Origin of the sequence: Terrabacter sp. Root181 (genome assembly GCF_001428505.1) — a bacterium.
In the GTDB taxonomy this organism is placed as follows: Bacteria; Actinomycetota; Actinomycetes; order Actinomycetales; family Dermatophilaceae; genus Terrabacter.
Genome location: NZ_LMHU01000011.1, coordinates 49,769 through 71,024, shown reverse-complemented (window position 1 = coordinate 71,024; position 21,256 = coordinate 49,769). Strand labels below are relative to the sequence as shown.

Below are 21,256 nucleotides of genomic sequence, written 5' to 3'. Positions count from 1 at the left end.
GGCCTGCGTGGGCCGACCGACTCGGCGACCCGGGGTGCGTTCGTGTCTCAGGCATGGGCGAGCCCTCCGAGTCGGCGCCCGTGTCCATTGCCGACCGTGTGCAGCAGCGGTGGTGCGCCGGGGTAGGCCATCCCGGCTTTGTCGTGCTCGCGCTCGATCGCGCGCGCCAAGTGTTCGTCGGTGATGGTTGGAAGCTTCCGGGGTGTGTCCGGATCGCCGGGCTCGTCCGCCGCATGGTCGCCCGCAGCCAGGTAGCCCGCGGCGGTCGCGGCGTTTCGGATCAGGGCGCCCGTGAGGTCGTAGAGCGCTGCGAGGTCCTCGAGACGCACATCGGGTGAGAGCCGTGCCCACGTCGGCGCGTGCAGGCGCCACAGGCGCTCCCGGGCGGCCGCGTCCGGCAGGTCGAACGGGACGATGAACTCGAGGCGGCGCGCGAAGGCCGAGTCGAGGTTGCGTCTGAGGTTGGTCGACAGCACGACCACGCCGTCGTACGACTCGATACGGCCCAGCAGGTAGGCCGTCTCGATGTTCGCGTACCTGTCGCGAGCGTCGCCGATCTCCGTGCGTCTCCCGAAGAGTGCGTCGGCCTCGTCGAAGAACAGCACGCTGGCCCGCTCCGCGGCGTCGAAGACGTTCTCGAGGTTCTTCTCGGTCTCGCCGATCCACTTGCTGACCAGGAATGCAAGGTTCACCACCAGCAGGTCGCGGCCCAGCGCTCGTGCCAGGACTTCGGCACACAGCGTCTTGCCGGTGCCCGGAGGGCCGTGGAACAACATCCGAAGGCCTCGCTCACCGCGCCGCGGCTCGGGCTGGTCGGGCCGGGCATGGAGTGCGCCCTGCAGCTCGACACGCCGGACGGCATCTCGGAGCAGCCCGAGGCGATCGTCGGCCAGGACGAGGTCGTCCCACGTCGCACGTGGATGTACGAGGACGGCTCCCTGCGGAGCTGTGCCGGACAGATGACGCTCGACAGCGTCCGAGAACGTCCTGTGGCGCGACACGTCTGTCTGGTCACGTCCGAGTGCGAGCCGACCCCGGAGGTCGGTCGCGGCCAGGGCCAGGTCGCGCGGCTCCGCGGATGCGGAGGAGCGTGCGTCCTCGAGCCGCAGGTCGGGTGCCGCCGATCGAAGGCCGGCGACTCGGTCATGGTGACTGAGCGCGGCCACCGGCACGCGGATCAGCGCGCGCGGGTAGGCCGTCAAGGCGCTCGAGCCACGCGCGACGAGCAGCGGCAGGGTCACGTATGGAACCGACAGCTCGAGTGGGGAGCTCGAGTCACCGGTCTCGCAGAAGACCGGGATGAGGTCGCGCACGGCGGCGACGACCATGGCCAGCTGGACATCGCGGCTGCTCAGCTGGGGCGCCCGCAGGATGACCGGCTCGTTGCCGCTCACCCGGACGAGCGCAGCGAGTCGTGCGGCCGCGGCACCGGGCCGGTCGCCGAACGCGCCGAGCGCGTAGGCGCGGCGCGCCTCGATGGCACGTCGTGCGGTCACGACCCCGGGCAGGTCGAGCCACTCGTCGAGGCCCCAGTCGGGACTCGGCAACGGGTCGGCGGAGAGATCGCCGGGCCAACCGCCCAGGCCGACCAGGGCCTCCCACACCGCGGGGCCCGCGACAACGCTTCGCTCGGACCAGGGTCCGTCACCTTCGACTCTCACGACGCCTGTCGCGAGCAGCGGCGAATCCGCGACGGCCAGGCGAAGATCCGCGGCCGTGGTCAGTCCGGCCATGAGTCCTCGTCTCCCGAGCTCGGCGACGAGTCCCACCGTGGGAGTCGGCCGTCCGTGCGGGTGCAGGGTCCGAAGCGCCGCGGCGGCCTCGGCGTCGCGGTGGCCGACCACCGCCAGCACGGTGAGGTCTCTTTCCCAGGCGCGGAGCTGCAGAATTGACACCAGACGGTCCACCGGCTGCGGATCGCCCGTCGGCAGACCTACGGCGCCACCGTCCGGGCTTGTCGAGTTCCGTTCCGCCGCAAGGCCTTCGAGAACACGGCCAGCCTCGGGGGCGATGACATCGGCGACCACGACAGCGAGGCCGCGGAGCATGAGATCGATGGCCGCGTCGATCCGCGTCGACGTGGTCCCGGAGCGGCTGGGCCGGGCGCGCCGCTCAGACATAGCGGAACCTCACGACCACTCCCAGGCATGGGACGAATCCGGGGTCGAGGTCGAGGCCTGCTCGGCGCACGTCGACGTCGACGTCGTCGAGGTCGTACTCGGCCTCGATCCACCCCGCGTCGCCGACGATCCGCGCTGGCCGCCGGACGACGCGGAGCAAGAGCGAGGAGTCGGTTCGGACCGCGAGGCCGTCCCCCCGCGGGTCGGTGATGACGAGGTCTCTGCGCAGGACGTCCAACACGGAGGCGAGCTCGGCGGCGACCCAGCGGTCGGGTTCGAGGCGGTCCGGCGCGCATACGGGGTCGTCGGCGTCCGGCGGAAGGCCACAGAAGGCGAGCACCGCGGGATCGCGCGGATCGGGAGGCGCAGCGTCCGGGACCGCGAGCTGGATGAGGGCGCGGGCGAGCCTACCCACTGCGGACCGGATGCTCACCCCGTACACGTGCGGATCGTCGGCTGCGCGTTCGGCAAACCCGGTCTCGCCGAGCGGCCGCAGGAGGAACAGGAGCCCACCCCACACCGACGACGCGTATGCCGCGCGGCCGACTGACGGCATACCGTGCTGGGCGTTGGAGTCATCTGCCGCCGAGCGGGGTTCGTCAGACGTACCGGCGGGGCGTTGTGGGTCGGCCCGCCCCGCCGGGCCCGCCTGCTGTGCAGGGTCAGCCTGCTGAGCCGGGTCCGCCTGCTGAGCCGGGGGCGCGTGCTCCCCGGAGGATGAGCTGTGTCGGTCCACGGCGCCCGGAGCTGTGCCCACGCGTGACGCCCGTTGCCCGACGGACGCGTCTGAGGTCCGGTCAAGGGCGTCGACCAGTGCCGTGACGGCACGACTGGCCAACGAACCGCGGGCAGATGCCGGCTCGACCTCGAGAATGCTCAGCCGCGCGAGCGACCTTGCCGTTGCACCCACCTCGGCACCCGCCGAGTTCGAGGCGAACACATGCCGCTGAGCAGGTGCCGAGCGGGCGACTCCAGCCCAGATGGCCGACCGCGCTCGGACCGAGGCGGCCAGTGCGTCGACGGACGGGCCAGCGTGCTCGACGGCCGTGGCGGGCCGCGAGCCGCCGGTGTGGAGCCACGCCGTGTCGGCGGCCGCCACGAGTGAGGAGCCCAGCCATTCGACGAGTCGGCTCAGGGAGCCCCCGCGAGCGACCTCAACGATGAGCGGGACCAGCCAGCTTGGGTCGTCGACGGCGAAGCGCTCGACAACCGCCCGGACGACGGCATCGGGTGACGTGCCGACAGCCTGCGGCAGGCCCGCCATCGTCCACGCCCAGGCGCGCGACCGGTCGCCCGCCAGGAGGGAGAGGACAAGATCGATGGCCGTATGCCGCAGGCTTGGATAGCGCACCACGTCCGAGTCGGCTGCCCGGGCCGCGCCGGAGACCGCGTCGGCGATCTGCCGAGCCCAGCGGTGGAGGAGCTCGTCGTCGGTCGTCGCCCATCTCACCGTCAACGGCTCAGCGACGATGTGGCGGATGCAGACCACTTCGGACGGGTTCCGCACGATGGCATCGAGGGCGTCCGCGAGGGGACCTGCCTCGAGCGCCATGGCGAGGGCGTCGAGGCGCTCGCGGTCGGGTGTGCTCAGGGTCTGTGGAACCCGCCAGGTCGCGTGGACGGAGCCGATCGAGCTGGTGGGTGCCGAGCCGAACGTCATGGGTCGATCACCGTGCCCTCCTCGAGAACGGTCGTGCCGAGGCGGACGCCCGCACGACCACGCCCCAACACGGCTCCGGACTCGAGTGCTGCACCGCCGACGACGAGGCTGCCGAACGCCGCGCCGGGGCCGACCACGGTCGAGAGCTCGATGTGCAGGCTGATGCCGACTCGCATGCCCTTCGCCGCGGTGCAGACCTCGACGACCGTGTGAGCGGGGCGGTGCACGTCCAGGATGCTCTGGACGACGTCGACCTCGTCGGCGCACAGATCGCGGGCGACCAGGACCGTGAAGCGGTGAGCATGAGTAGTGAAGGCGTCGTCGGCAGAGGTGCAGTCGTCACCGCCCCCGAGTGCGCCACCGACTCGATACGTCTCGCCCACGACGGCCGAGGCCGGCCCGGGAGCGTCGTTCGCGCCGCCCACGAAGGCACCGCCGTATCCGCGCACCCGGAACGCCTCCAGGATCGACACCGGCGCACCGAGGTAGATCTCGAGGAGTCGCGTGAGCCCTCTGACGGTGCCGCGCGCCCGGAACAGGCTCATCGCCTCGGCGAGCAGCGTGCGCCGCGCTTGTTCGCTCCAGCGCTCGTCGACCGACAGCCCGATGAGCGACCCCAGCCACGGCAGCAGCTCGGCCGGAGCCCCCCACGGGTCCAGGACGCGATGCCGTTCGAGCGCCCGCCACTCGAGGTCGCGCAGCAGTCCGTCGACGATGGCCAGGTAGCGCCGCAACGGCTGCTCGGCCGACGGGTCCTCGCGGTAGATCCGCGGCAGCTGGCTCATGAGGGCGTGGCTGTCGCACTCGACCCGCGCGGCACGCACCCTGGGCGTTTGCGTGGGTGTGCCCGACAGGTGGAACCGGACGAACAGATAACGCCCAGGGGGAGCGATGACCGGGGCCTCGTACACCTCGTAACGGTCGCCGCGGGACAGCGGCGTCCAGGGCAGCTCCCGGCCGGTCTCGCGGCGGTGGAGCGGTCGACGAACGTCGAGTTCGTCGAGTGACGCAGGTGCGGCGGGCGGTCCGGCGACCGGCCGCGCGAGGCCGGCATCGGGCTCGGCAAGGTGGGGGAGCTCGTCGAGCGTGGCGAACCCGATGTCGAGCCTCGCGCCGGGCGGCACGCACGCCTCGATGAAGATGCGGCCCCATACCGCCCGTGGCGTCAGGCTGTCGAGCGCGTAGCTCTCGGCGAATCCATGGGGTGGGTACCGGAGCCGGTACGGCCGGGCGATCCGGGCTCCACGGTCGGTCCAGCAGGCCACCCTGCCGTCGGGGGCTCGGGCGAGCCCGCGTCCGTCGTACCGCTGCCCGGCGAGCGGAACCGCCGGAACGAGCTGGCCCTTGTCGACCGTGAACGCCAGGAGGTCGGATCCGGCGGGGCCGCCCACGATCAGCCTGCCGGTCGCGTCGAACTCCAAGTCGCAGGCTCCGTCCAGGCGGAGCGACGCACCGGTCGCCTCGCCGGTACAGCAGACGATCCACGCGGCCGTTTCGGCCCGCAGCAGCAGCCAGACACCGCCCGCCGGGTCGATTGCGACGCGGGACGGCAGGGCGGCCTCGTCGAGCGCTGCGAGCTCCGGGACCGCGGCCGGGAACAGCGGGAACCGACGCGGCCCGCTGATCTCGTCGAGCCACACGATCGGCGTCGAGCGTGATGCGAGGGCTGCGATGACACCGTCGCCGGCGCTCGCGATATCCCGGGGAGGCCCCGGCGCGGTCGCCACGGTGCGAATGAGCCGGTCGTCCGCAGGATCGATGATGGCGATCGTCTCCGAAGCCCCGTCCAGGACGTATAGACAGCCGTGTGCGTCGATGGCGAGAGCGCGAGTTCGCAGCGACCGGCCGCCACCCGTCGTCGGGACGAACTCGGCGGCAGCACCGGGGTCCGCGTCGGCGGGCCATGGAACCCGCTGGGATGGTTGTTCGTGACCCGTCGGTGGCCATGGGAGCCGGACGACCTGTCCAGAGTCGGGGTCGCCGTGGTACAGCGAGCCGCACCCGTCGAAGCACAGGCCGGCGCGTTCCGGGGGAAGCTGTCCTCCGTCCGGCCACGGCGCCTGGGGCCCGATCGGTTCGCCGGCGAGCAGGACCTCGGCCGCCACGGGCTCCAGCACGGCCCCACAGCCCTGCGGCAGGAACCAGGCGTTCGGACCCGCCAGCGGCACCATCCGCCGGCCACCGACCTGCGCCGAGCTCGCCGTGGCCATCAGCACTCGTCCTTCGGCACTGGAACGGGCACGGGTGGGTTGGTCGGCGCAGGGGTCGCGCCGCCAGAGCCCGGAGCGGGCGCCGGACCCTCGACGACGGTGATCTCGACCACCTCGGGGACCTCCCAGCCCATGAGCTCGACCGTGCCCTCAACCGGCGTCCCGGAACTCAGGTCGGCCACCACCAGCTCCTCGACGAAGTCGACCCCTTCGACCTGCACGGCAGCGGCTTCGAGCTCCGGCGCGTGGACACGGTGCCCCAGCGGCCACCCGCGTCCGTCCGGGCCGAAGGGCGGCAGCGGCGACAGGTACTGGCGCAGGACCAGCTCGACCCATCGACGCACACCGAGTGGGCTGAATCCCGGCTTCACGGCAAGCCCGACCGATATGGCGATCCGCTTGTAGGTGGGCGGGATCACGTACAGTTCTGTCGTCACCAGCCGGCGGGCGTCGAGCTGTCCACAGACCGCGCGCAGCAACGTCGCGTCGGGCAGGGGGGCGTCGGGATGGTGTGGGTCGGCCGCTGGCCACACCATCACCGTGACGACTCCGGCTGCGTCGAACCGCTTGGTCGTCGGGTCGAAGCGGGGCAGGCACTCCGTGCGCGCGACACCCGGGATCGACGCTAGTGCCCGGAAGTCGTCGGCGGTCACGGCACGGTCGTGCCGCGCGAGCTCGCCGGGAATACGCTCGAGTGCCGACGTAATGGACTCGGCGTCCTCGCCGCCCGCCGTCGGGAGCGGGTTGTCCACAGTGACGCCGGGCGAATCGGTCGTCTGGATGTCGTGTGCCTTAACCAGTCCCCGGCGACCGCCGCCGTAGCGGTATGCCGCCGCGCGGATCTGTGCGCCGGCCGGAAAGACCATTCCCCGGACGCTGTCCCCGCAGCGGACCCTTGCCGGGCCGGCGTCCAGGACGAAGTGGCGATCGCCGGGACGGCTCCCCGCGAAGGTCTCCACCGGCGTCCAGGTCTGCCACCGGTTGTTCTCCAAGACCTGCAGCTCGAGGGTGCCCGGCACGACGGGCATGTTGGCCAGCTGGTACTCCTGATGGCTGAAACCCGTCCCGACGGCCACCTGCTCGGGGGAGGCATCGGTGACCTGCACGACGTCCGCGGCGTTGAGGCCCACCCAGCGGAGCCGACGGAGCGGCGCGGTGCCGTCGCGGGAGAAGACGCGGATCCAGAACAGCACCGGCTTGCCGTCGGCGAGCGAAGGCGGTCGGTCCTGCACTCCGGCCAGGTCGGGATCGGCGAGGTCCGGGACGCCGATGTCCTTGAGCCTCGAGGCCGGGAGACGGAGCGCGACTACACCGTCGTGTCGCAGCGAGCTCGTCGTGTCGCGGACCACTGTCAGCGGCACGTACTCCGGCACCGTCGGGTCGTCGTCCCGACGCACGGACGCCTGCCACACCAGGGTGGAGGCCACGCCCGTGGGGCGGACTCCGTCGGTCTCCGGGCCCGGTGCGACGCCGTCGTCGCAGCGCTGCTCGCACCAACGCGACTGCACGTCTCGGAGGCGCTGCGCCTCGGGCGCGAGGGTTGGACCGGCACAGGGATCGATCTCGTCGATCGTGGGGAACTCGGTCTCCCCGGCCAGGCCCAGCAGCAGCGGTGCGCGGCTGAGCACCCCCGTGCTGCCGAACAGCGCGGTCCGATGCACCTCGAAGGTCTCAGGGTCGGGGTAGGCGTGCACGGCGATCCAGAGGAACCGGTCGACGGCCGACTCGACATCCAACGCCGTGAACCCGGGGGAGCCCGGGTCGTGGTCGAGCACCGCCTCTTCGTACGGCTGTGCCTCGTCCGCGGTCAGGCCCGCGGCGTCGAGCACCCGCTGGTACTCGTCCTGGAGCATCTCGTCAGTCGGAGGATCGGCTGTGGCCTTCACGACGGCTGTCGCGGTCAGGGGTAGCACCGTGACATCGTTCTCGACCCTGAAGGAGACGTCTCGCGCCTGCGCCGCCGAGCCCTCGATGACGTCGGCGGAGGCGCCCTGTCCCGCAAGCTCGAACTGGACCAGGCCCGTGGCCGGCCTTGCCGGGTAGGGCAGGAGCTGCAGCAGGCGCAGCAGCCAGAGCCGGGTCTGGTCCGGGATCTGGTTGAACCGGTAGAGCATACTCTCGCCGAGTCCGGCGACGAGCTCGAGCAAGGTGATGCCGGGATCGCTCGGCCCGATGTCGGTCCACTCCGGAAGGTACACGGAGATCCGCGAGACGAGCTCTTCGCGCAGCTCGTCGTAGGACCTGTCGTCGAGGATCGGTGCGGGCAGTGTCATCTCAGCCTCCCGGCATACCCGCGACGGGGACGGTGAGCTGTACTGCCCCGACGCTCTCGTCCCGGATCTGGGTGTAGATGATGTCGACCAGCACGGCGCTCGGGTCGCCGGTCGGCGACACGTCGACCGACTCGAGCCGGACGCGAGGCTCCCACAGGGTGATCGCCGACCGAATGTCACGCGCGATCGCAGCCCGCGTGGCCGGGGTGTTGGCCTCCATCAGGAAGCGCCGCAGGCCGCAGCCGAAGCTCGGTCGCATCAGTCGCTCGCCGCGCTCGGTGCCGACGATGACCAGGATGGACTGTCGGACCAGGGCCGCTCCGTTGCGCAGCTCGAAACGACCGGCACCCGACGGAGTTGGCGGGAACCGCCATCCCACGCCGAGGACGTCATCTCGCACGGCCGGCGAGGGAGCGGGCGGGATGCTCATGGTCGGACCACCTCCGATCGCTCGACGCGCCCGGCGAACACGAGTTTCGGCCCCGTGACCTTTCGTGCCGCGACCGCGCCCACGAGTGAGCCGAAGGACCCATGGTCCATGTCACCGTTGGCGTGCTCGGCAACGATGCGGCTGCCCAGTTTGGTCCCCGGTCCACCGGGCTCGAGGCCGTCGAGCAGGTCCTTCAGGAGCTTGTCGAAATCGGCCTGGTTCGCGACCACGACATCGGCGTCGATGTCGAGGCCGCCGCCCAGTTGGTCCAACTTTCCGGCGAGCCCGGTGTCGATCTTGATGCTGGACGGAATGCAGAAGCGAAGGGCGAGCAGGAACCAGAGCTGGAAGACGAAGACGACGATGGGCAGGAACAGCTTGAGCAGGAAGTACGCGACGATGGTGATGAGGGGGATCGCGAACGAGCAGGTCTGAGCGTCCGGCAGGGCCGGGGTCTGCGTCGCCTTGGTGTCCTGCGAGGTGAAGCTCAACGTCGAGCCCGGTGGAGTCTGGAAGCGTACGCCGCCCGTGCCGCCAGGGCTCAGGCGCATCGTGTCGGCGTGCAGCTGGGCGAGGTCTGGCATGACGACCGTGGAGGCACGGTTGGCCGTTCCTTCGAGGTCCATCGGGTCTGCCAGGCGGTACGCCTCTGTCGCCTCCGACCAGGTGAGCGGGCACCCGCAGTGGCCTCCATCGCGAGGACACTCTGCTCGATGTCGCCGGACGAAACACCGTATCTCGTAGTCGTCGGTCGGGCCGAACCGGGGCGCCTGCTGGTCGTCGAGGTCGGACGACCCGGTGGGCACCACGCCGAAATAGATCGACTCACCGGTCGCGTCGTGCTCAGGCTTGGTCGGGTCCGGGACCAAGGGCGAGAGCGGGAACCACGACTCGCCAAGTGCGGCCGGCAACTCCTCGACCTGCTGCCACGAGCCGAAGCCGCGCACCGGCTCCAAGCTGGTGGGGTTGGTGCACGGCGGCACCGGCTGGCGATCTCCCGCCGGGTCGACCCCGGCCGGGACCCATCCTTCGAGGAATCGGACGTTGCCCAGCTCCTCCAGCCAGACGCGAAGTCGGTCGGCGGCGTCGCGCTCGCTTTCGCGGGCCACCTCGAGGCGCCGACGCAGCGCTGCCATCCGGAGCTTGTGCGGCGTGGCGAGCCGAAGGCGGAACTCAAGATCGAGGCGCCTGCTCCGGGCCACCGCGTGTCGCCGGAACGCGCCGGCGGCCTCGCCGCGCGGACCGCCCGGCAGATCGACGCGGCGTCGCCGAACGACGAAACCTGCCTCGCATACGTCGTCGCGGCGCGCGTGTGGGAAACCGGCTGTGTCGCAATGGATCGAGCACACGACGAGGTAGTGACGGTGGTGCGACGTGAGGAAGAGCTTGCGGCGGTGGGTCCGAGTCCGGGAAGGCACCTTGCCGAAGCCGTTGGGCGAGACGTCCCAGACCTCGTCCGTCTCACAGTCGAACTCCAGCCGGTGTTGCGGCTGGCCAAGGAAGTCGGTCACGGGGTCCGACGTCGCATACTTCTGCAGGACCGGCCGGGACGCCCGGACAGCGCGCCGGTCGTCCGGGTCGCCGAGGTCGCCCGGATCGGAGGAGGCGCGCTGCGGCCAGTGCCACCAAGGGGCGACGACGCGCCATTGGTGACCGACCTGCGTCTGCACGGCGGTCACCAGACGTTCCCGACGCCGGGGGTGTACAGCGGCGATGAGATGCCGACCGAGGCCACCACGTTGGTGCAGTTGATGATTCCGTCGAAGTTCGCGACGGGCGCGTGCACGTTCAGCACGGACGCCGTGACGTCCACGGTGGCGTTGGCCTGGATCTGGATCTGCCCCGATGCCGTGAACGTGATGCTCGATCCGTTCTGGTGGGTGATCTGCAGCTGCAGGGACCCCTCGTCGAGAACGACCTTGTGACCCTTGGACGTCGACAGCGTGACCTTCGTCGCTCCGGAGGTGTCGTCGAACTCCAGGAGGCTGCCGGACCTGGTCTTGATGAGTCGCTTGTCGTTCGGGCGGGTCGGAGTGACGGGCATCATCTCCTTGCCGTTCCAGCACGAGCCGACCACGTACGGGCGATGCAGGTCGCCCGCCTCGAACCCCACCACGACCTGGGTGCCGACCTCGGGCAGGGCCACGAAGCCCTGGTCGTCGTCGGCGTACGGGGTCAGCAGTGTCGCCCAGGCGCGGACATCCGAACCCCCGTCCCCCAGCCACGGGAAGCTGACCTCGACCCGGCTCAGCCGATCCCGGTCGACGATGTCGGTGACGATCGCGGGGTAGAGCCCGAAGAAGCTGGAGCCGGTCCAGTTCGGCGGGTGCCTGTTCTCGGTCATTGCGGGGTCCCCTTCCGCTCAGCTCGCGTTGACAGTCGGTCGCTCGGCGTCGAAATGCGTGCGCATCCCGTTCCGTAGGTCGTACGTGTGCCGAAAGGCGGTGACGTAGTAGCCGGGGCCGTCGAAGGGCCGGCCGCAGCGCGACAGGGTGACCTGGGTGCCGACCAGCAGCTGAGGCGTGCCACTGGTGACCCCGCGGACACGGACGAAACGCCGCGAGCGGCCGAGCATCTCCGCACGTGAGTACGCGCGCGCTTCCGTTTCGGCGACGGGGACGTCACGGATGAGTCGCCCGGGCAGCTCACCGAGGGCGCGTTCGAGAGTCTGCGGCCCGGTCCGGCCGCCGGTCGTCTCGGCATTCACCGTCGAGGCGGGAGCCTCCGCGTCGATGGACTTGCGTGACAATGCGTCGTACCCCGCAGCGCGAACGGACGTGCACTGCTCGGCGAGGTCGGCGCGAGCGGTGAGCGAGATGAGGTCCCCACCCCGCGTCAGGGTCGCCGTCGTGCTCGGCCGTCGGTCGCGCGTTGTCAGGCGAAGCGCGCCGTCGTCCGCCCACAGCTCGGCGCGGATCCTTCTCGCACGTTCGCGAAGGAAGGCCAGGTCGCTCTGGTTGAACTGCTGCACAACGTCGTAGGTCGGCCCGTCGACGTCTGGTTTGGCGGTGAGGCCATGCTTCGACGCGATCGTGCGCAGGACGTCGGCATCCGTGACCTTGAGGTATGTCGCCGAACGCTGGGTCAACCGGAGTCGCATGAGATCGTCCTCTGCGTGGATGACGATCGTCGGAGCATCCCCGTCGGCGAAGTCGGCACCGATCGCGGAGATGACGCCCTTGAACACGATCTTCTCGGTGCCCGGTGGTCCGATGGACACCTGTAGCCGTTTGCCGAAGTCGAGCGTCCTGCCGTCCAGGTACTCGACGACGTCTTTGGAGGACTGAACCCGAGGGGCATTTCCGAGCACGTGGGCGACGAGGGTGCGAAGCCCTTCCGTCGTCTCGGCGACCTCGAGGCGGACGAGGTCCCGGGCGAGGTCAGGCTCGCGGCTGCCGTCGACGCTGAGCACGGGACTGGCGGATGCGTATGCCGGAGTCTCAGCCATCGAATCCCTCCGAGTCCGTGCGCCGACGCAGGTCGGACACCTCTTCGTCCAGCAGTCGATGCCGCTCGATGAAATCCCACGGCTGCGCGGGCTGCTGGGCTCCGCCGGCCGGAGGCCCTCCAGTCGGCACCGGCCCTTCGACCCTGACTTCGGAGGTGATGTCGCCGATGTGCAGGCTCATGGACAACCTCCTGCGCATGACCCGCGCACGACCGTTGTCGAGCCGTGCGAGCATCCCCCGCTGCCAGAGCCGCACCCGCCGTCACACCCGCCGGAGCCGCACCCGCACCCGCCGCCGTCGGGCCCCGGCGCCAGTGCCATCTCATGGGCCGAGAGCGCCTGCCAGCTGGGAACCGTGGAGTCGTGTGACTCGGGCGGTAGCTCCCCTCCTGCCGCGAGCCGGCGCTGCCGCTGGTGGACCAGACCGACCGCAGCGGGCCCGACCACGGCCCGCCGCGGTCGCAGTGGCGCGCCATACCCGTACGTCACGGCGCGCGGGTCGGGACGGTCGGTGCCCGGCTGGGCCGAGGCAAACGGCGTGCTCGGGGCGTCAGGTGTCGTCGCTGTGCCAGACCCCGACCGCGCGGCCGCTCCGGTGAACGAGGCAACGGCGGCCGCCGCAGCGCCAGCCGCCGCGCTGGCCGCGAGGCGACCGAGTGCGTTCGTTAGGCCGCCGGCCGCCGTCAGGTCGGGTCCGCTCAGAGGTAGGGATGTGGGGACGGGGCTCGCAGGAAGTTCGGACGCGGTGGGCCCGGCCGCCGGGGGCGCCGACGAGACCGCCCCCGGGCCGACCTGAACGCCAAGCCCCACGTCGAGGGACAGGTCCGACGCGTAGTCGATCTGCTCACCGGCGGTCAGGTTCATCGGGTCGTCGATGCCCTGGAGGCCTTTCCACGCCTTGGGGTCAAGACCCATCCGGTTGGCGAACGACGGCGCGCTCTCTCCTGCGACGGCCGCTCCCGTGCGGTCGGTGGGGCGGCGGGGTGTCCCGTCTGCGCCCGACGGCTGGCCGCCCGCGGCCCCGGGTCGCAGGACGTCCGAGGCGCCCGCGCCGGTGTTGGCGCCGGCGCCGTCCTGCGTCAGGTCGAACTCGGCCTTCTGCTCCTTGATCTGCACCGCGCACTTCGCGCGCAGCGGGACGCCACTGAAGCTGAACAGGTCGAAGTCGATGTTGACGCTGGTCATGACGCCGACGACATGGAGCGTCCCGTAGGTGAACTGGACCCGAGGCGGCGCCGCCTTCTTTGTGACGGGCCACACGAACCGTTCGATCTCAGCGGTCCGCTTGCGGACGTCGATCGGCACGTCTGTGGTGCCCTCGTCGGAGGTGTCGAAGGTCAGGTCGAATGACAGCGTCGACGTCGTGCCCTGGTATTGCGTGCGCTGTCGACCGGTGTCCTTGCCGCTGTCGACGCTGGCCGTGGTCTGCAGACGCAGGGTCGCCGGATTGATCTGGACCTCGATTCTCTTGATCTCTCGAGGCGGGTTGGACGGCTTCTGCTCGACCTCTGTGAGGACGGCCTTCTCGAACTTCTTGTCGCTCATCGGGCCTCCCAGCGGAGTCCTTCATGGGCGATCTGGAGCTCTTCGATGGCAACCGCTCCGGTGGCGGCGTTCAGTTGGGGACCGACGAGCTTCGCAGGCAGTCCGCGGACGAACCTCCAGGTCGCGACCGCCCGGTCACCGTCGTCGAGGATGCTGATCGTGCCGTCGTAGCGTCGCAACGGCCGGACTCCGTCGACGACGTCCTGGAACCACTGCCACAGCTCGGCATTGACCCTGCCGCCGATCGGGAAGAGCATGCCGCGGCGAAGCGTGATCCGCGACGTCTTGGTGCGGCCAAGGTGTTGGAGGATTCCGTTGTTGCGACCGCCCTCGACGTACTCACCGACGTCCATCTCCATGTCGAGGCCGGTGCACTCCGCGAACGCCCCGTCGGTGAACACACCGGACTGCGAGGGTTGATCCGTCCCGCCGACGGGTGGGACCGCCGGTGACTGCGTGAGGGTGACCCTGAACTGAAAGGTCCGAGCGAGAAGGTCAGGCACCGACGCCCACCCCCGCTCCGCTTCTGAGCGCGACCTTGATGTCGCCTTCGGGTTGCAGCGCCACCTGGACGATGATGAACTCCAGCGGCTCCGCCGGTGCCACACCGATCTCGACGATGACCCGAGCGGCGTCGACCTGTGCCTTCGAGTCATCCGGCTCGGCGATGTGCACGAACCACGACTCATCGGCGGTGGACCCGGCGAAGGAGCCCTGCTCGAACAGCGCGTGCAGCATGCTGTCCAGCTGTCGTCGCAGAGCGTCACGCAGCCGAGAATCGTTCGGCTCGAAGACCGCCCACGCGAGCCGTGCCCGGCAGGCCCTTTCGATGGACAGCAGCAGGCGCCGCACGCTGAGCTGACGCCATTGCGCGTCGGAGGAGAGCGTGCGGGCAGCGGTGAGCCGTATGCCGTCGATGTCCACCAGGAAGACGTTCACCCCGAGCCGATGCAGCGTCGTGTGGTCGGCCGGCGAGACGGCCGTCTCGACATCGACGATGCTGACGCCGATCTCGTTGGCGGGGCCCCGGGCGATTCCGTATGCTCGCTCGCTGCGCGCGATGACTCCAGCAGCGACGGCCGATGGCGGCACCGGTCGCACCGTGCTGGGCGGAGCCGGGGTACGCAGCCAGGGGTGGTATGCGGCGGCGAAGCCCGAGTCGAGCTGCGCGCGCCACGCGAGCACCTGACCCATCGTCAACCCGGGTGGGACGTCGAGCAGGACTACGCGTTGCGCAGCCTCGGCCCAGGACACGAGGGCCTGCTGCAACGTGAGTATGTGCGCCCGATCGACCGGGTCGGTCGGGTCGAGGCGCAGGCCGGGCGGCGACGCGGGTGGCGGCGGCTGTGGCGAATCAGGTGGAGTGCAGCGCGCGAAGGTCGGCGGCCGGGTGTCGGTCTCGGTCACGGTCGGGGGTGCCAGGCGAGCCCAGGGTGCATAGAGGTCCGGAACCACGATCGATGCCACGTCGTCGATCAGCGTGATCGCTCCCACCCCAGCGTGGGCCTCCGGCTCGTTCCACTGAAATCTCGACTCCGTTGTCCGCGATGCACCGCGGACCTGGAAGACGTCCTCGGGCACGAGTGAGTCCCAAAGGTCCACCCCGGGCTGCTCGAGTTCCGAGCTGACCCGTCCTCGACGCACTGCATCGCCGAGCTGGGTGTTCTCGATCGAGACGAACTGGATCAGCCGGGACTCCTCCCCGATCACTCGCTTCACGAAGCGGGGATGCCGCTCGTCGAAGCCCACCGCTCGGAGCGTCTCCACCCTCGGCCGGTCGGGGTCGCCCAGGTCGGTCACGACGACGTCGGCCTCAACCACGTCGACCGTCATCGCGACGGTGAGGTCCACCGGGGGTTCGAGCACCACGGACAGGTCGGACCCGGGCATGTCGAGGTGCGGCCGCCGCTGGATCTCGTCGACCGTGCGGTACTCCGTGCGCGCCGGCGCGAGGTTCATCGGGTCCGCCTGGCGGTCGGGACTCGGGGCCGTCAGCACCAGGGTCGCGCCCGGCGTGACGAGCGCCCCCGGGGGCAGCTTCAGCTCCTCGGCGCTGTCGACTCTCGCCGAGATGTCGGTCAACCTGCGCCGCGTGAACCGCACGCTCATCGACAGGTGGTTTCCCCAGGTCCCCTCGTTCCGCGCTGCCACGCGAAGCCACCCCGAGGACTGGGCCCCGCGCTGCGCCTCCTCGGGCCCGATCCGGAGCTCGGTGCAACCGGGCGGCGTGAGGTCCGGGACGGGGCGGCAACGCTGCCATGCGACGACCCGAACCACGTAAGCGAGCGCACCGCCCTGGGCGAAGTATGCGGAGACCGCATACGGCAGCAGTCCGGGTCCCTCGAATCCGCCGAAGAGCTCGACGTAGTCATCCCAGCTCGTCACGGGGACGGCGACCGACCGGGCCCGAAACGGTTCTCCTTCCTCCACGTCCGGATCGCTGGTCACCTCCCACGCCGGCCCGCGGGCAGTCACACCGACGAACGCCGCGACATCCATCGCCTCGGGCGCCAAGGCCCCGATCGGCAGCCCCGACGTGAAGTACACGCCGGGGGCTCCGAGCCGTGGCGAGGCCGTCGTGGCCTCGTTCATCAACTCGGAGAATCCGGGAGGCAGAGTCATGGCCGGCCCTACTCGAAGTCGATCCGCTCGGCGACGAGGTGGAGCTCCTCCATGGCGACCTCGCCACCACCCTTGGCCGCCAGGGTCGGACCCACCCACTTCTTCGGCTGCGCGTTTGTCAGCACGATGTGCAGCACGTCGTTGCGCGCTTCATCGAGCATCACGATCGTCACGCTTCGCGGCTGGTAGGCGCCGTTCCGGACGTCGGTGATCCACTGGAAGATGTCGGTCGACCCGATCAGACCGCGCTTGAGGGTGATCTCGTCGATCTTGAAGGTGTTCGGAATCTTGCGCACCGTGTTCTCTGCATCGACTCCCGTGCGGTACTCGGAGTAGTTCACTTCGTTGCCGAGCCCGGACACGTCGGAGAAGCCGGCTTGGATCGGGTGCCCGCCGCCGTTCAGCGGCTCACCGAACTCGACCATGTAGCTGAATGCGCCGTACGGGTTGAGTCGTTCTGTGGCCATTGCGCTGCCTCGCTATCCCTTGGCGGCAGCGGTCCACTGCCCGATGCGGAAGATGACGAATTCGGCCGGCTTCACCACGGCCACCCCGATAAGGCAGATAAGACGCCCGTTGTCCAAATCGTTCTGGCTCATACTGCTGCGGTCGCAAAGCACGAAGAATGCCTCGTCCGGCGTGGATCCCAAGAGAGCACCATCTCGCCATTGCACTTCGAGGAAGTCCGACACCGTACGGGTTATGTTGCGCCACAAGGCTTCTCCGTTGGGCTCGAAGACAGCCCATTGGGTGGCTTTGTCGATTGAATGTTCAAGGAAGGCAAAGTATCGACGCACGCTGACGTATAGCCACTCCGGGTCCGAGCTCAAGGTTCGTGCACCCCACACCCGGTTTCCCCGCCCGGGGAAGAAGCGCAGGGCGTTGATGTGCTCGGGGTTGAGCATCTCGTTGCGCCCTTGGTTGATGTTCATCTCGAATCGCGTGAGGCCGTAGACGACCTCGTTCGCGGGCGCCTTGTATACGCCGCGCGTGATGTCGTTTCGCGCATAGATCCCCGTGACGAATCCGGATGGCGGCAGGAGCAGACGAGGAGTGGGCACTCCCGGCGCTGGTGGACCGTTCGGGTCCAGTATTTCTATCCATGGGTGATAGAGCGCCGCATACTTCGAGTCGAAGTTGCCGCGGAAGCTGCGGATCCTGTTCAGTGACGCGCTCTTCGGCCCGTCGACCACGGCTATCCGGTAGCGGCATTCCTCGGCGTGACGGATGAGGTACTGGGTCGCAACGAAGACCTTGTCGTCCTCGTCCTGGTCGGCCGCGTCCGGCATCGCGACGATGGCGATGTCCTCGACCTCGGCGAGCGCCTTGAGGCCGGTGGCCTTCCTGGTCGCGTCGTCAGGGTCGGCGTCCATCCCGTTCAGGTCGTCCGGTCCCGGCATCGCACCGTCATCGCCACCGTTCAAGGTCCACGACTTGGGTGTGCCCAGCGGGCCCACGAGTGCCCGGAGGACCTTGATCCAGTTGCCGATCCAGGCGGCCGGCTGCGGCGCACCGCCGACCGGCGGTGGATCCGGTGGGACGGCGGGCGAGCGGGCGATGGTCGCTCCCTGCGCGTCCAGACCGGTGAACTCGAACGCGATGAGGGCGTCGTCGTCGACCGCGGAGTTCCAGCCCAGCACGCGATCGATCGACCCCGATGCCGCCGCAGCGACGTTCAGCCGGGGGTACGTGTCCACCCGCCCGTACTCGCCGTGCACGATGACGGTGACCGTGACCGGCAGGATCAGCGTGTCGGCCGGATACGACACCGGGTCCAGCTGGCCGCTGTCGTCGATCAGCTGCACGGTCTTGCGGTCGCGGCTGATCCAGAGCATGCGTAGCAGCCGCTGTGGCGCGGCCGGCGACGTGTCAGGGCTCGGAACCGCCGGCGGGACGCGGCTCTGGCCCTGCCCAGCGCCCTGGACTAGCTCGACGACGATCCCGTGGGTCGCCGCGTCCGAGACCAGGTCGCCGATGGCCGTCGGCGTCTCGCCCGCGGTCCCTGCCGGCTTGGGCTTCGCGAGGTTTCCGCCCCGGACCGCGACGGCCTCGACGGTGACGTTGCCGTCCTTGCCGGGCCACCGCGCCCTGAGCCGGGCACCGTCCAGCGCAGGATTGCCTCCGGCTGCGGCCGTTGGCGCGGCGACGGGCATCGAGGCGACGCCCCCGGGGCCACCGGCATTCGGTGTGAAGACACGCGAGACGTAGAGCCTCCGACCGCCGTTGAGGAAGAAGGCGCGTGCGGCATGGGCCAGGTAGGGGACTCGGTTGCCGGCGATCTGCAGCGCCGTCAGCCCGCCGTACACCCGCTCGAACTCGGCGTAACTGGTTACGAGGCGGGGCTCGCAGTTGCGCGGGCCACCGTCGTAGCGCACAGGGCCGTAGTGCGTCAGCCCGACGAAGCCGGTCGTCGATGTGGGCACGCCCTGGATCGACTTCGACCGATACGAGACCTCCTCGACGTAGACGCCTGGGGCGAGGTACTCCATGGGGTCTCCTCTCGGGTTGCGATCGTCACAGGACGATCTGGTGCATGGCGGTGAAATGGCCCCTGCGGCACGTGATCCGCGCTGCGGCCGATCGGCTGTATCCGGGTGGAGTCCGCACGCCGGTCAGGACGTCGTCGGTGACGGGTTGAGACGGCACCCGCTCGACCGGCAGGAGCCAGAGCGGGTCGTCGCGAGACTCGGCTGGTGAGTCGACCGGGTCTGTGGGGGCCGGCATCGGGCGGCCGCGCACGGTCACGCGCAGCTCGAGCCGATCGCTCAGCTCCTTCACGACGGCGGGAGGGACGGCTCCGACGACGATGACGAACTCGCCGTTCTGGTCGCCGTGGCCGTGCCACCTGGGTGTCGGCTGTCCTACGAGGCTGGCCGACACACGCGGCCACGGAACGGCAGCACGGGAGGCTCCCGACACCACTCGTCCACGCACGACCGTCCCACCGGCAGGCAAGGCGCAGCGCGACGACGGGTAGAGCCAAGGCTGGCAGGAGCGGACCAACCGGCTCCGCGTGGGGTCGGCCTCGACCACCGCCTCATTCTCGAGTATTCGGGCCAGGTCGTGCACGGGTATGGACAGTCGCCGCGGCACGAACATGCCGAAACGATCGACGATCCGCACGGTCACGCGGAGCACGCCCATGCCGACGCGCGCCGCGGGCGTGCCGAACACCACGGCATACCGGCCCGATGGGGTCCGGCGCAGCCGGGGCAGGCCGATCGAGGCGACCGGTGCGAGTCCACGCCCAGGCGGTATGCCGTGTGGCCGGGGGACGTTCTCGCTGAACACCTCCACGGACGTGAGACGGCGGGCGCCGCCGACAGCGTCCACGGGGAGCACGCCGACCTGGAGCCGGACGATCCGCTCGAGCCACACATCTGGCAGCACCTCGTTCATGGCCCTGCTGCCCCGGCTGGTGCGAGGTGCGGTCGCAGTCCCTGGATGTGCGTGAGGACGTCCGGCACCGCATTGCCTTCGTCGGTCGACACCACGACGATGCGTGCCAAGTACGGGATGCTGAGACGGAAGTCGCACGTGAGGCTTTCGAACGTGCGCATTAGGTCATCGGTCGCGACATCCTCGAGGTACAGCTGGACGGCTTCGCCCGACAGCCACTCGGCGTCCGGCCACAGCAACGGGCCGCTGAGGGCGCCGACCTCCTCGATGATCTGCATCGTGCGCCCGAGCAGGAGGTGCTCCGACTCGGCGTTGTCCGCCCATGCAGTCATGAGGTAGTGCAGGTCGACGGGAAGGTGCGCCCGGCCATCCAGGGCACCGACTCCCGACCACGAGGCTCTCATCGCCTTGTTGAAGTCCACCCGGTACAACAGGATCGAGACGACGGGAAGCGGCAGCATGGCCTTGGCGTTGTCCAGATCGTCGGTCTGGATCAGCTTCGCCGTGGCGTTCGGCACGGGCGGGACCAGTGCAAAGCGTGAGTTGAGCATAGTCGCCAAACTCTTGCCCACTGCCGCGATGCTTCGGAAGTTCGCCACAGCCGTCATACTCCTGTCAGGTCGTCACCCGAGCGTCACGGTGCCCGTTGCGCACCGCGGTGGCGCCGGAATCGGACCGTTGCTGCGGCGCGCCGCCGCCCGGTCCCGCGGCAAAGTCCCATGGCCGGCACATGAAGTCGCGAAGATCGGTTGGCGCGTCGATCCCGAGCTCTGACTGGAGTAGATCGACGTAGAGCCTGCAGCTGCGCTGCGCCTCGATCCAGTTCCCTTCGGCGAGATGGGCGGCGATCAGAACCCGTTGCGCGCTGTCCCGGAAGGGCTCCAGCCGAGCCGCAAGCAGAGCCGCGTCTACGGCTTCGTCGTGTCGGCCACGCTGCGAGAGCGCGCGGCTCAATGCCTCCAAGGCGTGAAGGACCCTGTGCCTCAAGCGCTCTCGCGCCATGATGACGTAGTCGTTCTCATACCAGCCAGGCAGAAGGTCAAGTGCCTCGACGCACTCGGGATGGACTCGTAGATCGCTGTCGCCCGTCGTGCCAGCCATGATGCTGCCGGCCCATTCGTCGACCGAGTCGACGTCCACGCTGACGTGGTCGGCAAGTCGGACGCTGACCTTGGTGGACTCCAGGATGTCCAGCCCCGCGCCGCGCAGCCGCCAGATTGCCGAGCGCAGGTTTCCTGCAGCACGCTCGTCATTTCCGTCGGGCCACAGGACGCCCGCCGCCCAACGACGCTCGACCTGTCGGCTGTGCAGGGCGAGCAGCACAAGAAGCGGCTTGCTGCTCTCGGGAATCCGCGGGGTCCAGCCGCCGACGTCGATGCGCACCTCCCCGAGCAGACACAGCCTGCTCTGAATCAGCGAACCTCGACACGGTTGCTGCAGCTGCGCGCGCATAGTGGGTCCCCCTGCCTTACGGAACTCAGGCCCACAGCGTGCCGCCACGGCGTCATCGGGCCGTCACGGTGGCGTCACCGCACTCGTGGAAACCGCT

17 protein-coding genes are annotated in these 21,256 nt (G+C 69.8%); all 17 read right to left on the bottom strand.

Translation table 11 applies throughout. The annotated features are described in order from the left end of the window. Positions 1-47: 47 nt before the first annotated feature. The 17 genes from ASD90_RS21850 to ASD90_RS21770 all read right to left on the bottom strand — a co-directional run bounded on the left by ASD90_RS21850 (position 48) and on the right by ASD90_RS21770 (position 21,159). Complete coding sequence (locus tag ASD90_RS21850; protein WP_200958678.1) at positions 48-1,895, bottom strand: ATP-binding protein; 1,848 nt, start codon at positions 1,893-1,895, stop codon at positions 48-50. 217 nt (positions 1,896-2,112) lie between these two features. After that, positions 2,113-3,780 carry a hypothetical protein gene (locus tag ASD90_RS21845; RefSeq protein ID WP_056761356.1) on the bottom strand — a complete coding sequence of 556 codons (1,668 nt, stop codon included), beginning with the start codon at positions 3,778-3,780 and terminating at the stop codon, positions 2,113-2,115. Beyond that, positions 3,777-5,990 carry a phage tail protein gene (locus ASD90_RS21840; protein ID WP_056761353.1) on the bottom strand — a complete coding sequence of 738 codons (2,214 nt, stop codon included), beginning with the start codon at positions 5,988-5,990 and terminating at the stop codon, positions 3,777-3,779. The genes ASD90_RS21845 and ASD90_RS21840 overlap by 4 nt, the downstream gene beginning before the upstream one ends. Continuing rightward, positions 5,990-8,263 carry a putative baseplate assembly protein gene (locus tag ASD90_RS21835; protein WP_056761351.1) on the bottom strand — a complete coding sequence of 758 codons (2,274 nt, stop codon included), beginning with the start codon at positions 8,261-8,263 and terminating at the stop codon, positions 5,990-5,992. Before ASD90_RS21835 ends, ASD90_RS21840 begins: the two co-directional genes overlap by 1 nt. Position 8,264: 1 nt before the next feature. Continuing rightward, positions 8,265-8,693 carry a GPW/gp25 family protein gene (locus ASD90_RS21830; RefSeq protein WP_056761348.1) on the bottom strand — a complete coding sequence of 143 codons (429 nt, stop codon included), beginning with the start codon at positions 8,691-8,693 and terminating at the stop codon, positions 8,265-8,267. Further along, positions 8,690-10,372 carry a hypothetical protein gene (locus tag ASD90_RS21825; RefSeq protein WP_056761344.1) on the bottom strand — a complete coding sequence of 561 codons (1,683 nt, stop codon included), beginning with the start codon at positions 10,370-10,372 and terminating at the stop codon, positions 8,690-8,692. Before ASD90_RS21825 ends, ASD90_RS21830 begins: the two co-directional genes overlap by 4 nt. Then, positions 10,369-11,037: a phage baseplate assembly protein V gene (locus ASD90_RS21820; RefSeq protein ID WP_056761342.1), complete on the bottom strand. Its 669-nt coding sequence runs from the start codon at positions 11,035-11,037 to the stop codon at positions 10,369-10,371. The genes ASD90_RS21825 and ASD90_RS21820 overlap by 4 nt, the downstream gene beginning before the upstream one ends. 18 nt (positions 11,038-11,055) lie before the next feature. Further along, positions 11,056-12,141 (bottom strand): phage late control D family protein, encoded by a 1,086-nt coding sequence (locus ASD90_RS21815; protein ID WP_056761339.1) that lies wholly within the window; start codon positions 12,139-12,141, stop codon positions 11,056-11,058. Then, complete coding sequence (locus tag ASD90_RS21810) at positions 12,134-12,322, bottom strand: hypothetical protein (RefSeq protein WP_056761336.1); 189 nt, start codon at positions 12,320-12,322, stop codon at positions 12,134-12,136. Before ASD90_RS21810 ends, ASD90_RS21815 begins: the two co-directional genes overlap by 8 nt. Next, positions 12,319-13,686, bottom strand: coding sequence for a hypothetical protein (locus ASD90_RS21805; protein ID WP_056761334.1), 1,368 nt, complete (start codon positions 13,684-13,686; stop codon positions 12,319-12,321). The genes ASD90_RS21810 and ASD90_RS21805 overlap by 4 nt, the downstream gene beginning before the upstream one ends. After that, positions 13,683-14,189: a phage tail protein gene (locus ASD90_RS21800; protein WP_056761331.1), complete on the bottom strand. Its 507-nt coding sequence runs from the start codon at positions 14,187-14,189 to the stop codon at positions 13,683-13,685. Before ASD90_RS21800 ends, ASD90_RS21805 begins: the two co-directional genes overlap by 4 nt. Further along, positions 14,182-16,278 carry a phage tail sheath C-terminal domain-containing protein gene (locus ASD90_RS21795; RefSeq protein WP_056761327.1) on the bottom strand — a complete coding sequence of 699 codons (2,097 nt, stop codon included), beginning with the start codon at positions 16,276-16,278 and terminating at the stop codon, positions 14,182-14,184. The genes ASD90_RS21800 and ASD90_RS21795 overlap by 8 nt, the downstream gene beginning before the upstream one ends. 38 nt (positions 16,279-16,316) lie before the next feature. Continuing rightward, positions 16,317-16,775, bottom strand: coding sequence for a phage tail protein (locus ASD90_RS21790; protein WP_056761325.1), 459 nt, complete (start codon positions 16,773-16,775; stop codon positions 16,317-16,319). Between the two features lie 12 nt (positions 16,776-16,787). Further along, positions 16,788-18,797: a phage tail sheath subtilisin-like domain-containing protein gene (locus ASD90_RS21785; protein WP_056761322.1), complete on the bottom strand. Its 2,010-nt coding sequence runs from the start codon at positions 18,795-18,797 to the stop codon at positions 16,788-16,790. 25 nt (positions 18,798-18,822) lie between these two features. Beyond that, the gene (locus ASD90_RS21780; RefSeq protein ID WP_157623258.1) at positions 18,823-19,707 is read right to left on the bottom strand and encodes a hypothetical protein; all 885 of its coding nucleotides are present in this window, start codon (positions 19,705-19,707) and stop codon (positions 18,823-18,825) included. Further along, on the bottom strand, positions 19,704-20,306 hold the full coding sequence (locus ASD90_RS21775) for a DUF4255 domain-containing protein (protein WP_082588983.1): 603 nt from the start codon (positions 20,304-20,306) through the stop codon (positions 19,704-19,706). Before ASD90_RS21775 ends, ASD90_RS21780 begins: the two co-directional genes overlap by 4 nt. A 16-nt stretch (positions 20,307-20,322) precedes the next feature. Then, positions 20,323-21,159, bottom strand: coding sequence for a BTAD domain-containing putative transcriptional regulator (locus ASD90_RS21770; RefSeq protein WP_056761317.1), 837 nt, complete (start codon positions 21,157-21,159; stop codon positions 20,323-20,325). Between the last annotated feature and the right edge of the window lie 97 nt (positions 21,160-21,256).

Excerpts from the sequence above, each read along its gene's own strand:
- ASD90_RS21790 (WP_056761325.1), bottom strand. The coding sequence starts at position 16,775 with ATGGCCACAGAACGACTCAACCCGTACGGCGCATTCAGCTACATGGTC.
- ASD90_RS21840 (WP_056761353.1), bottom strand. The coding sequence starts at position 5,990 with ATGGCCACGGCGAGCTCGGCGCAGGTCGGTGGCCGGCGGATGGTGCCG.
- ASD90_RS21845 (WP_056761356.1), bottom strand. The coding sequence starts at position 3,780 with ATGACGTTCGGCTCGGCACCCACCAGCTCGATCGGCTCCGTCCACGCG.
- ASD90_RS21820 (WP_056761342.1), bottom strand. The coding sequence starts at position 11,037 with ATGACCGAGAACAGGCACCCGCCGAACTGGACCGGCTCCAGCTTCTTC.
- ASD90_RS21815 (WP_056761339.1), bottom strand. The coding sequence starts at position 12,141 with ATGGCTGAGACTCCGGCATACGCATCCGCCAGTCCCGTGCTCAGCGTC.
- ASD90_RS21830 (WP_056761348.1), bottom strand. The coding sequence starts at position 8,693 with ATGAGCATCCCGCCCGCTCCCTCGCCGGCCGTGCGAGATGACGTCCTC.
- ASD90_RS21785 (WP_056761322.1), bottom strand. The coding sequence starts at position 18,797 with ATGGAGTACCTCGCCCCAGGCGTCTACGTCGAGGAGGTCTCGTATCGG.
- ASD90_RS21810 (WP_056761336.1), bottom strand. The coding sequence starts at position 12,322 with ATGAGCCTGCACATCGGCGACATCACCTCCGAAGTCAGGGTCGAAGGG.
- ASD90_RS21780 (WP_157623258.1), bottom strand. The coding sequence starts at position 19,707 with ATGAACGAGGTGCTGCCAGATGTGTGGCTCGAGCGGATCGTCCGGCTC.
- ASD90_RS21770 (WP_056761317.1), bottom strand. The coding sequence starts at position 21,159 with ATGCGCGCGCAGCTGCAGCAACCGTGTCGAGGTTCGCTGATTCAGAGC.
- ASD90_RS21805 (WP_056761334.1), bottom strand. The coding sequence starts at position 13,686 with ATGAGCGACAAGAAGTTCGAGAAGGCCGTCCTCACAGAGGTCGAGCAG.
- ASD90_RS21795 (WP_056761327.1), bottom strand. The coding sequence starts at position 16,278 with ATGAACGAGGCCACGACGGCCTCGCCACGGCTCGGAGCCCCCGGCGTG.
- ASD90_RS21835 (WP_056761351.1), bottom strand. The coding sequence starts at position 8,263 with ATGACACTGCCCGCACCGATCCTCGACGACAGGTCCTACGACGAGCTG.